9 protein-coding genes are annotated in these 11917 nt (G+C 65.3%); 7 read left to right on the forward strand and 2 right to left on the reverse strand.

The annotated features are described in order from the left end of the window. Window positions 1-16 precede the first annotated feature (16 nt). Window positions 17-697, reverse strand: coding sequence for a GntR family transcriptional regulator (locus LFT49_RS18655; RefSeq protein ID WP_237429048.1), 681 nt, complete (start codon window positions 695-697; stop codon window positions 17-19). 124 nt (window positions 698-821) lie between these two features. Between LFT49_RS18655 and purU the strand changes: the two genes are divergently transcribed. The 7 genes from purU (at window position 822) to LFT49_RS18685 (ending at window position 10583) form a co-directional block, all read left to right on the forward strand. Beyond that, a complete protein-coding gene (purU, locus tag LFT49_RS18660; protein ID WP_237429049.1) occupies window positions 822-1727 on the forward strand; it encodes a formyltetrahydrofolate deformylase in 906 nt (301 codons plus the stop codon). Between the two features lie 52 nt (window positions 1728-1779). Then, window positions 1780-4272, forward strand: a complete 2493-nt coding sequence (locus LFT49_RS18665; RefSeq protein ID WP_237429050.1) for a GcvT family protein — start codon at window positions 1780-1782, stop codon at window positions 4270-4272. A gap of 2 nt (window positions 4273-4274) precedes the next feature. After that, the gene (locus LFT49_RS18670; RefSeq protein ID WP_237429051.1) at window positions 4275-4976 is read left to right on the forward strand and encodes a cyclodeaminase/cyclohydrolase family protein; all 702 of its coding nucleotides are present in this window, start codon (window positions 4275-4277) and stop codon (window positions 4974-4976) included. After that, window positions 4973-5878 carry a bifunctional 5,10-methylenetetrahydrofolate dehydrogenase/5,10-methenyltetrahydrofolate cyclohydrolase gene (locus LFT49_RS18675; RefSeq protein WP_237429052.1) on the forward strand — a complete coding sequence of 302 codons (906 nt, stop codon included), beginning with the start codon at window positions 4973-4975 and terminating at the stop codon, window positions 5876-5878. The genes LFT49_RS18670 and LFT49_RS18675 overlap by 4 nt, the downstream gene beginning before the upstream one ends. A 417-nt stretch (window positions 5879-6295) precedes the next feature. Further along, window positions 6296-6421: a hypothetical protein gene (locus tag LFT49_RS22635; protein ID WP_272912528.1), complete on the forward strand. Its 126-nt coding sequence runs from the start codon at window positions 6296-6298 to the stop codon at window positions 6419-6421. Window positions 6422-6443: 22 nt separating this feature from the next. Next, window positions 6444-7856, forward strand: coding sequence for an MFS transporter (locus LFT49_RS18680; RefSeq protein ID WP_236799822.1), 1413 nt, complete (start codon window positions 6444-6446; stop codon window positions 7854-7856). A 219-nt stretch (window positions 7857-8075) separates the two neighbouring features. Continuing rightward, window positions 8076-10583 carry a GcvT family protein gene (locus LFT49_RS18685; RefSeq protein ID WP_237429053.1) on the forward strand — a complete coding sequence of 836 codons (2508 nt, stop codon included), beginning with the start codon at window positions 8076-8078 and terminating at the stop codon, window positions 10581-10583. A 97-nt stretch (window positions 10584-10680) separates the two neighbouring features. On the opposite strand, the gene fdhA is transcribed toward LFT49_RS18685, so the two are convergent. Next, complete coding sequence (gene fdhA, locus LFT49_RS18690) at window positions 10681-11895, reverse strand: formaldehyde dehydrogenase, glutathione-independent (protein WP_237429054.1); 1215 nt, start codon at window positions 11893-11895, stop codon at window positions 10681-10683. Window positions 11896-11917 lie beyond the last annotated feature (22 nt).

The raw sequence follows: 11917 nt of genomic DNA on the forward strand, positions 1-11917 counted from the left end.
TGAGGGCCGGGATGGGCTAGGCGTTGAAAAGGGCCTCGCGCACCGCATGCTCGAATCCACTCACATGGGCTTTGGCCAGCTCCGCGGCGCGATCTTCATCCCCGTCAATGACCGCCCGCAGCAGATCGAGGTGTTCGCGCACATGGTGATGGAGGTCCGGCAGCCGATCAATGACCATGCACCAGATCCGAGTGGCCAGGTTGTCGTAGCGGATCAGGATGTCCTCCAGGTGAGGGTTGGCCGCAGCGGCGTAAATCCCCTGGTGCACCCGGGCATCCAGCCGCAGGGTCTCTGTCACCGTTGCCGCAGCCACGTCAAACACCTCCACCTCCTCGAGGGTGGCAGACAGCTCCGCGCGGGCCGCAGGCGAGGCAACCCTCGCTGCACGTGCGGCGGCAAGGGGCTCCAGCTGTGCCCTGATCTCGGAGATGAAGGAAAGGTCGGTGACGTCCACCCGGGTGGCGAACGTCCCCCGCCTGGGGTAAGTCTTCACCAGCCGGTCCAGCTCCAGCCGCTTGAGCGCTTCACGCACCGGGGTTCTCCCCACGCCCAGGTTCCTGGCCAGGAGCTCGTCATTGAGCAGTTCTCCGGGCTTGATTTCCAGCGTCAGCAACCGGTCCCGGATGCTTTCGTAGGCGACGTCGGCCAGCGACTTCCTGCCGGCGTCGTCCGCCACCGCCAAAGCCTCAAATGCCATGCCGGGCCCCCTTCTTCGCAATCCACAAAAAATCTATTGACCTCGTCTGTGGACCAGTATACGCTGGCACCCAATCTAATATATCAGTTCAGTGGTTTGGAATATATCTAGAAGGAGGAGGGACATGACCCTCATCGAAACAGCCTCAGCAACCACCACCCTGCCCGCGCTCAAGGAAGAGCAGGCGCAGAAGTTCGTGCTGACCCTGTCGTGCCGGGAGCAGGCAGGGATCGTCCAGGCCGTGACCACGTTCCTCTTCGAGCGTGGCTTCAACATCGACGAACACCAGCAGTTCGACGACAGCCTCCGCGAAACCCTGCACCTGCGCACGGCGTTCTCGGGCTCCCCCAACTACACGCCAGCCATGCTCGAAGAAGAATTTGCGTCCATTGCGGGCCGGTTCGACATGAAGTTCAGCTTCCACGGCCAGACCAAGCAGCGCGTCCTGGTCATGGTCTCCAAGTTCGGCCACTGCCTGAACGACCTCATCTTCCGCTGGCGCGGCGGCAGCCTCGGTGGGGAACTGGTAGCGGTCGTTTCCAACCACGAGACCCACCGTGCAATGGCCGAAGCCGCCGGCCTGCCTTTCATTTACCTCCCGGTCACCCCGGACACCAAGGCCGACGCCGAGCGCCGGCTCCTGGAGTTGGTAGATGAGTATGACGCCGACCTGGTGGTCCTGGCCCGCTACATGCAGGTGCTTTCTGACAACCTCTGCCGGGCGCTGGAAGGCCGGGCCATTAACATCCACCACTCGTTCCTTCCCGGTTTCAAGGGCGCGCGCCCTTACCACCAGGCCTACGACCGCGGCGTAAAGCTGGTCGGTGCCACGGCGCACTACGTCACTGCTGACCTGGATGAGGGGCCGATCATCGAGCAGGAAGTCATCCGGGTGGACCACACCTACGGCCCGGCCCAGCTGTCCACCGTCGGGCAGGATGCCGAGGCACTCGCACTGTCCCGCGCCGTCCGCTGGCACTGCCAGCACCGGGTACTGCTGGACCAGACCAGCACCGTGGTGTTCCGGTAACCGCCCGCCCGTTTCGCAGACACAATACTTAAAGCAGCAGGAGAGACCTTTTATGGAATCGTCGCCACGCATCGTCATCATCGGAGCCGGAATCGTCGGCACCAACCTGGCGGATGAACTCGTCACCCGGGGCTGGAACAACATCACGGTCCTGGACCAGGGCCCGCTCAACATGCCGGGCGGCTCCACGTCCCACGCCCCCGGCCTGGTCTTCCAGACCAACCCCTCCAAGTCCATGGCGCTGTTCGCGAAGTACACGGTGGAGAAGCTGCTGTCCCTCACCGAGGACGGCGTCAGCTGCTTCAACCAGGTGGGCGGACTGGAAGTCGCCACCACCGAAACCCGGCTTGCGGACCTGAAGCGCAAGCTTGGCTACGCCTCGTCATGGGGCATTGAGGGCTCCATCCTCTCCCCCGCCGAGTGCAAGGAGCTGTACCCCCTTATTAACGAAGAGGACATCCTCGGCGGCCTTCACGTTCCCAGCGACGGTCTGGCGCTGGCCGCCCGCGCGGTCCAGCTGCTGATCAAGCGCACTGAAGCGGCCGGCGTGAAGTACATCGGCAACACCCAAGTGACCGGCATCGAGCAATCCGGCCGGCGCGTTACCGGCGTCCAAACGCCCGACGGCGTGATCCCGGCAGACATCGTCGTCTCCTGTGCCGGCTTCTGGGGCGCAAAGGTCGGCGAACTGATCGGCATGTCCGTGCCGCTGCTGCCCCTTGCACACCAGTACGTCAAGACCACGCCGGTTCCGGCACAGCAGGGCAAGAACGAGCTGCCCAACGGTGCGCGTCTGCCCATCCTCCGCCACCAGGACCAGGACCTCTACTATCGCGAACACGGCGACCGATACGGCATCGGCTCCTACGCCCATAAGCCCATGCCGGTGGACCTGGACGAGCTCGGCAGCTTCAAGCCGAACGAGATCAGCGAACACAACATGCCCTCCCGACTGGACTTCACCCTGGAGGATTTCCTCCCGGCCTGGGAAGCCACCAAGCAGATCCTGCCCGCCCTGCGCGAGAGCGAGATCGAGGACGGCTTCAACGGCATCTTCTCCTTCACCCCCGACGGCGGCTCCCTTGTCGGCGAGTCGAAGGAACTGGACGGCTTCTTCGTGGCCGAAGCAGTATGGGTCACCCACTCCGCCGGTATCGCCCGGGCCGTGGCCGAACTCCTGGTGGACGGCAAGTCCTCCATCGACCTGGGCGACTGCGACATCCACCGCTTCGAGGAAGTGCAGCTGACCCCCGAATACGTCAGCGAAACCTCCCAGCAGAACTTCGTGGAGATCTACGACGTTATGCACCCGCTGCAGCCCAAGCTCTCCCCGCGCAACCTGCGTGTATCCCCCTTCCACGCCCGGCACAGGGAACTGGGCGGGTACTTCCTCGAAGGCGCCGGCTGGGAACGTCCCTACTGGTTCGAGGCGAACGCTGACCTGCTCAAGGATCTGCCCGCCGACTGGCGGCCGCCGGCCCGCGATTCCTGGTCCGGCATGTTCAGCTCCCCCATCGCCGCCGCCGAGGCATGGAAGACGCGTACCGCCGTCGCCATGTACGACATGACCCCGCTCAAGCGCCTGGAAATCTCCGGACCCGGGGCACTGAAGCTGCTGCAGGAACTGACCACCGCGGAAATGAACAAGAAGCCGGGCGCCGTCACCTACACGCTCCTGCTGGATGACAAGGGTGGGGTCCGAAGCGACATCACCGTTGCACGCCTGAGCGAGGACACCTTCCAGCTCGGCGCCAACGGCAACATCGACACCGCCTACTTCGAGCGGGCAGCCCGGCACCAAAACGAAAGCGGCAGCGCCGGAGACTGGGTCCAGGTGCGCGACACCACCGGCGGAACCTGCTGCATCGGCCTCTGGGGCCCGCTCGCCCGCGAGGTGGTCGGCGCGGTCAGCAGCGACGACTTCTCCAACGACGGCCTGAAGTACTTCAGGTCCAAGCAGGTCGTCATCGGCGGCGTCCCCGTCACCGCGATGCGGCTGTCCTATGTCGGTGAGCTCGGCTGGGAACTGTACACCAGCGCTGACAACGGCCAGCGCCTTTGGGACGCGCTGTGGAAGGCCGGCCAGCCCTTCGGCATCATCGCCGCAGGCCGCGCGGCATTCAGCTCGCTCCGCCTGGAGAAGGGCTACCGTTCCTGGGGATCCGACATGACTACCGAGCACGACCCCTTTGAGGCCGGCCTCGGCTTCGCGGTGAAGATGGCCAAGGACAACTTCGTGGGCAAGGCAGCCTTGGAGGGCCGCACCGAGGAGAACTCCGGGCGGCGCCTGCGCTGCCTCACGGTCGACGACGGCCGCAGCCTGGTGCTGGGCAAGGAACCGGTGTTCTACAAGGACCAGGCAGTTGGCTACGTGACCAGCGCCGCCTACGGCTACTCCGTCCGCAAGCCCATCGCCTACTCCTACCTGCCCGCCGAAGTTTCGGTCGGCGATTCGGTGGAGATCGAGTACTTCGGCCGTCGCATCGTGGCCACAGTCACCCAGGACCCGCTGTACGACCCCACCATGTCCCGGCTGCGCGGCTGAGCATGACGGAACAGCAAGTGAACACGGCGGCGCCGTCCGGGGCTGGCCCGGTTGGCACCGGTTCATCCGCCACGGGCTCGATCGGCACCGAGACCATCGGCGGCTACCTCGCACGGCTCGCCTCCCGGCAACCCACGCCCGGAGGCGGGGCGGCGGCCGCACTCCACGCCGCCCAAGGGGCAGCCCTGGTGGCCATGGTGGCCCGCTACACCACCGGCCCCAAGTACGGGGAGCACGCAGCCCTGGTGGAGCGGACCACGAAGGTGGCCGATGGGCTCGCGTCGGAGGCACTGCGCCTGGCCGACGCCGATGAGCAGGTCTTCCAGGCCGTCATTGACGCCTACCGGCTTCCCTCTGACACCGAGGGGCTCAAGGCTGCCAAGATGTCGGCCATCCAGGCAGCGTTGGTGCAGGCCGCACAGACCCCCGCCCAACTGGTCAAACTGGCCGGCGCGGTGGTGGAGCTCGCAACAGGGCTGGCCGACGTCGCCAATCCGAACGTGATCAGCGATGTGGCCGCAGCAGCAGATGCAGCACGTGCCGCCGCCACCACGGCACGGGTCAATATTGACATCAATGTCGTGGCCATCAAGGACCCGGCAGTGCGGTCGCTGCTCAAGGAGCAGACGGACGGCATCGAGGAAAAGGTCGTGGCCTCGGCCGACGCCCTCACGGCACGGGTACGGGAAAGGATCCTTCAATGAGCACCCAGTCGCTTTCCGGAAAGGAACTGGCCGGGGACATCCGGCACCGCGCCCGGGAGCAGGCCCGGGACCTCGAACAGGGCGGTATCCACCCTGCACTGGCCGTGGTCATCGCCACCGACGACGGCTCGACCCACTGGTACGTCCGCTCCATCGAGCGGGCCGCCGAGGCGGCCGGGATTGGTTGCCGGGTCATCGACTTGGGGCACGATGCAACCGAGCAGGTGCTGGCCGACGTCCTGCGCGACCTGGGCGCCGAACCGTCGGTGCACGGCATCATCCTGCAGACGCCGCTTCCGGCCGGCGTCCGCACCGATGCCCTGGTGGGCCTGATACCGCCGGAAAAGGACATCGACGGCGCGAATCCACTGAGCCTTGGCCGCCTGGCCGTAGGGCAGCCGGCCTTCGCGCCTGCCACGGCCCGGTCCGTCGTCGAGATCCTGGAGCACTACCGCATCCCGGTGGCGGGCCGCAACGCTGTGGTTGTCGGCCGCTCGGCAGTAGTGGGAAAACCGCTGGCCCTCCTGCTCCTGGAACGCGATGCTGCCGTCACGGTGTGCCATTCACGCTCCGGGCCGCTGGAGCGCTACACGGCTGAGGCTGACATCGTGGTGGTCGCGGCCGGAAGGACGGCCCTGCTCAACGGCAGCCATGTCTCTCCCTCTTCCGTAGTCATCGATGTGGGCACCAACGTCCTGGCCGACGGTTCGCTGGTGGGGGACGTGGATGCGGACAGCGTCCGAGGGGTTGCAGCTGCGCTCAGCCCTGTTCCGGGTGGCGTCGGCTCCGTGACGACGGCGTTGCTGCTCCTCCACACCGTGGAGGCCGCACGGCGGCAATCGTGCCCCCTGCCGCTGCAGGCCGGCGTTTCAGGAGCCCACATCCTGGAAGCGGCAAGCTAGGCCCAGCGTTTGCAGCGGGCGTCCCGTTTTCCGTGAAAGGTGCTTCGATGGGCCTAAGACCTGGGGAGGTATTCCTCATCGAAGCACCGTTTTCGGAAAACGGGACGCCGTAACGAGCGGGCCTTTGGCGTGCCCCGGAACACGATGCAAGGGCGCTTACATACTCTGACTTTCACAGTTCACAGTCTTGACTTTGAGTGTGACGTAGCGCACGATTTTGTTGCATAAAGCGAACGTTGTTGATCATCACGGAACGAAGCTCGCCCGGATATGTCCTTCCCTTCCCCCGGCTCCACCCGTGATGGCCTCGGAAACAGACGAACGAATTCATTCTGGCCGATCCGCACCTCGCCCATCGGCCCGCCCAGCGATGTCAGCATCCAGGCGGTACCGCTAAATCACCAAAGGAAACTGTTGATGACTATCAAAGATGGCAGCACCATCGATCAAAGCAGTGCAGAGCGCCGGAACGTGGGGACGACACCGGAGTCTGTCCCTGAGTCCAGAAAACGGCGCTCCGGTGCCGTCAGCGGCTTGCGCTGAAGCCCGAAGGGAACGAATTTCAATGATTAATTCGACCAGGTCGACGGCCCCCGTCGACACCTCAAAATCAGAAGAGACCAGCTCCGCGTTCAAACGTCGCTTCATGGTGCGGCTTGTTGCTGTCTTCATCGGCGGAATGTTCCTCGACGGTTACATCCTTGGAATTATCGGCCCCGTCACCGGACCCATGCGGTCAGAGCTCCAGCTCGACGCACTGTCCCTGGGCATGATTGCGGCAGGCCCGCTGGCTGGTATCTTCGTCGGCTCCCCGCTGGCCGGCTGGGCTACCGATAAATTCGGACGCAAGCCCATGTTCCTCGTGGACATGGGCCTGTTCCTCGCGGCCTCAGCGGCCCAGTTCTTCGTAACTTCCGGAGACGGAGCCGTGATCCAACTGGCCATCATCCGGTTCCTCATGGGCGTTGCGATCGGCGGTGAATACTCCATCGGCGGCCCCTTGCTGTCAGAGTTCTCCCCGCCAAAGCTCCGCGGGCGTTTGCTCGGACTGACCCTGATCGCCTGGTACGTCGGCTTCATGATGGCATTCATCATCGGCACGCTCCTGCATGATGCCGGCACCCCCTGGCGCCTCGTCATCGGCACGAGCACGATCCTCGCATTTGTCCTGTTCTTCGCCCGCTTCGGGCTCCCCGAATCGCCCAGCTGGCTCATTACGAAGGGACGGCGTGAGGAAGCACTCGAGATCGCACACAGATACATCGAATCGCCCCAGATGCACAACAGCATCACCGAAGAGATCGACCTGAGGGCGATCCAGGAGGCCCAGGCCGCGCAGGGCAGGACCAAAATCAAGAGCGCCTCCCTCGGAATGCTGTTCTCGAGGCAGAACTGGCGCACCACCCTCTTCACCTCAGGTTTTTGGTTCTGTGCGGTCACTCCGTACTTCGCGATCGCCACCTTCGCCGACGACGTGCTCAACCAGTTCGGCTTCGGCGGCGGCTGGGCCGGTGGAGTCGGGCTGTCCGCACTTGCCACCGCGGGTGTTGTCACCACCGTGCTTCTGATTGACAAGCTCGGCCGCCGAATCCTTACCGTGCCCGGGCAGTGGCTCTGCGCAGGCATCCTTCTGGTGATCGGAGTTTGGGCGGACGCACCGGCGATCCTCGTGCTCGCCCTGTTCCTCGCCTTCTCCTTCTTCAACGCCGGCTACACCACGTTGACCCAGGTCTATCCGGCCGAGCTGTTCCCCGGCCATCTGCGCGGCATCGGAATGGGCTTCGCCGCGGCCTTCAGCCGCATTGGAGCCGCGCTCGGCACCTTCGCCCTGCCGTGGGCGATCAGCAACATCGGCATGGGGCCCAGCATGGTCGTAGCCGCCGCCGTCGCATTACTCGGGGCAATCCTCTCGCAATGGCTCGCGCCTGAGACGAAGGGGCGCACCCTCGCCGACATCTCAGCAGACGTCTCCCACTGACACGGGACTGCACAAGAGCCCTCGCCGTGCCTGCGGCGGGGGCCTTTTTGCTGCCTTTCGACGCAGTGCTGCCGATCCCCGCAACAAAGCAGGAAATCCTTGACATCCAATGTGAGCTAAGCCACTCTGTTGCATATAGTGATGCGCGTTGCTCATAGCGAAGCTAACTCCATCACCCGGTCAGGCGGATTCCAGCACCACCCAGGAGAACCAAAAATCATGAGCGCATCACCCCGCGTCGTCATCATCGGAGCCGGCATCGTCGGCACCAACCTCGCCGACGAGCTGGTAAGCCGCGGCTGGAACGACATCACCGTCGTCGAGCAGGGCCCGCTGGAACTGGCAGGCGGCTCCACGTCACACGCCCCGGGCCTCGTGTTCCAGAACAATCCGTCCAGGACCATGACGGCATTCGCCACGTACACCGTGAACAAGCTCCTCGCCCTGAGCAAGGACGGCGAGTCCTGCTTCAACCAGGTGGGCGGCCTGGAGCTGGCAACCACTCCGGAGCGCTTCGCCGACCTCCAGCGCAAGATGGGCGTGATGACGTCCTGGGGTGTCGAAAGCCGGATCATCGACGCCGACGAATGCGAAAAGATCTACCCGCTGCTGAATACCGGAAAGCTTTCCGGCGGCCGCGAGGTCCTGGGCGGCCTGCTCATCCCCACCGACGGAATCGCCCTGGCGGCCCGGGCGGTGCAGCTGCTGATCGAGCGCACGCGCGAGCGCGGCGTGAGCTACCGCGGCTCCACCACAGTCACCGGCATCACCCGGGAAGCCGGCAAGGTCACCGGCGTGGAGACGTCCGACGGCGTGATCCCGGCTGACATCGTGGTGTCCTGCGCCGGGTTCTGGGGACGTGAGCTCGGCAAGATGGTAGGCCTGGAGGTGCCGTTGCTGCCGCTGGCCCACCAGTACGCGGTCACCACGCCCCTGGCCGAACTCGAGGGCGTCAACGAGCTTCCGAAGGGTGCCAGCAAGCCCATCCTGCGCTACCAGGACAAGGACCTGTACTACCGCGAATGGGGCGACCGCATCGGCATCGGCAGCTACGCCCACCGCCCGATGCCGGTGGACATGTCCGCGCTGCCAAAGGTGGCGGCCAAGGAGATGTCCGACCACCGCATGCCCTCCCGCCTGGACTTCACCCTCGAAGACTTTGTTCCCGCGTGGGAGGACAGCCAGGACCTGCTGCCGGCACTGCGCAGCACTGAGATCCAGGACGGATTCAACGGCATTTTCTCCTTCACCCCCGACGGCGGCCCGCTCATGGGCGAGGCACCGGACCTCGAGGGCTTCTTCGTGGCCGAGGCCGTCTGGGTCACCCACTCCGCCGGCGTGGCCAAGGCCATGGCGGAGCTGATCATCGACGGCCACCCGCAGACCGACCTGCACGGCTGCGAGCTGACCCGCGTTGAAAAGGTGCAGACCTCCGACGCCTACGTCAGCGAGACCTCGCAGCAGAACTTCGTGGAGATCTACGACGTCCTGCACCCGCTGCAGCCGCGCGAATCGCCGCGCGACCTGCGCGTCAGCCCCTTCAACGTCCGGCAGAAGGAGCTTGGGGCCTTCTTCCTGGAATCCGCCGCCTGGGAACGCCCGCACTGGTTCGAAGCCAACCGGGGTCTCCTGGCCGAATTGCCGGAAGAATGGCAGGCCCCCGAGCGCGACGAGTGGTCCGCCATGTTCCACTCCCCCATCTCCGCCGCCGAAGCGTGGAAGACGCGCACCGCCGTCGGACTTTTCGACATGACGCCGCTGAAGCGCCTCTCCGTCACCGGCCCCGGCGCCCAGGCACTGCTGCACCGGCTCAGCACGGGCAACATCGCCAAGAAGCCAGGTGCCGTGACGTACTGCCTGCTGTTGGAGCACGACGGCGGTATCCGCAGCGACGTGACCGTGGCAAGGCTCGCGGAGGAGGAGTTCCAGCTGGGCGTCAACAGCAACGTTGACTTCGACTACCTCCGGGTGGAGGCCCGCCGGCAATCGGCGGCGGATCCCTCGCAGTGGGTCCACGTCACCGACATTACGGGCAGCACCTGCTGCATCGGCCTGTGGGGCCCGCTGGCCCGCGAGGTCATCGGCAAGGTCAGCACGGACGACCTGAGCAATGACGGCCTCAAGTACTTCCGCACCAAGCAAATCTCCGTTGGGGGCATCCCCGTCACGGCCATGCGACTCTCCTACGTGGGCGAACTGGGCTGGGAGCTCTACACCACCGGTGAATACGGGCTGAAGCTCTGGGACCTGCTGTTCGAAGCCGGCCAAGAGCACGGCATCATCGCTGCCGGCCGCGGCGCCTTCAACAGCATGCGCCTTGAAAAGGGCTACCGGCTCTGGGGCACGGACATGAACTCCGAGCACCACCCCTACCAGGCTGGTTTGGGCTTCTCCGTGGCCAAGGACAAGACCGGGTTTGTGGGTGCCGAGGCCCTGGCGGTCCGCAAGGAACAGCCGGCGGCCAAGACGCTGCGCTGCCTGACGGTCGACGACGGCACGTCAGTGGTGCTGGGCAAGGAACCGGTGTACGTGGGCGGGGAAGCCGCTGGATACGTCACGAGCGCGGCGTACGGCTTCACCGTCGGCAAGCCCATCGCCTACGCCTGGCTGCCCTCGTCGGTGGCCGAAGGGGACGCCGTGGAAATCGAGTACTTCGGTCGGCGCGTAGCAGCCACCATCAGCGCCGAACCGCTCTTTGACCCGGGCATGGAACGCCTCCGCGGCTGATCCGCCCCACCCACAGCAAGCGGCACCCCGGACTGAACTGCTCAGTCCGGGGTGCCGCCGTTTGGCCTTACCGCTCTTTATAAACGGGAACCAGGCATTAGTTGTTGAGGTAGCCGTTCGGGTCCAGGACGTACTTTGTCGCGGCTCCGGCATCGAATTCCGCGTACCCGCGCGGGGCATCCTCCAGCGGAATGGCCGTGGCGTTGACCGCCTTGGCGATCTGGATCCGGTCATGCAGGATGGCCATCATCAACTGCCGGTTGTACTTCATCACCGGGCACTGGCCCGTGGTGAAGGACAGGGACTTGGCCCAGCCGGTACCCAGCGACAGGGACAGGCTTCCCTTTCGGGCGGCCTCGTCCGCTGCTCCGGGATCGCCCGTGACGTAGAGACCGGGGATGCCCACGGAGCCGCCGGCGGTGGCGAGGTCCATCAGCGAGTTAAGGACGGTGGCCGGTGCTTCCTGGGCGCCGTGGCCGTGTGCGCGGGCCTCGAAACCGACGGCGTCGATGCCGGAGTCGACTTCCCGGACGCCGAGGATCTGCTCGATCTGGTCGGCGGGGTCGCCGTTGGCCACATTCACGGTTTCACAGCCAAAGGACCGGGCCCGGGCCAGGCGATCCTCGTTCAGGTCGCCCACGATAACCACCGCTGCTCCCAGCAGTTGGGCGCTGGCGGCCGCGGCAAGGCCCACGGGACCTGCTCCGGCAACGTACACGGTGGACCCGACCCCGACACCTGCCGTGACGGCGCCATGGAAACCGGTGGGCAGGATGTCGGAGAGCATGGTCAGGTCCATGATCTTCTCCAGTGCCTGGTCCCGGTCGGGGAAGCGCAGCAGGTTCCAGTCCGCGTAGGGGACCAGCACGTATTCGGCCTGGCCGCCAACCCAACCGCCCATATCCACGTAGCCGTAGGCGGAGCCGGGACGGTCGGGGTTCACGTTCAGGCAAATCCCGGTCTTGCGCTCCTTGCAGTTCCGGCAGCGGCCGCAGGAGATGTTGAAGGGGACGGAGACGATGTCCCCGACCTTGATGAACTCGACGTCGGGCCCGGTCTCGATGACTTCGCCAGTGATCTCGTGCCCCAGGACGAGGCCGGCCGGTGCGGTGGTCCGGCCGCGGACCATGTGCTGGTCGGACCCGCAGATGTTGGTGCTCACGGTGCGCAGGATGACCCCGTGAGGGACCTTCCGGCCGACATTGGCGGGATTGACGCCGGGGCCGGCTTTCAGCTCAAACGAGGGATACGGGGTGTCGATGACCTCGACGACTCCGGGCTCCTTGTATGCAACGGCTTTGTTACCTGACATGGGCATGGCTCCTATGGTTGGC

The organism is Arthrobacter sp. FW306-06-A (genome assembly GCF_021870055.1).
Lineage (GTDB): Bacteria > Actinomycetota > Actinomycetes > Actinomycetales > Micrococcaceae > Arthrobacter.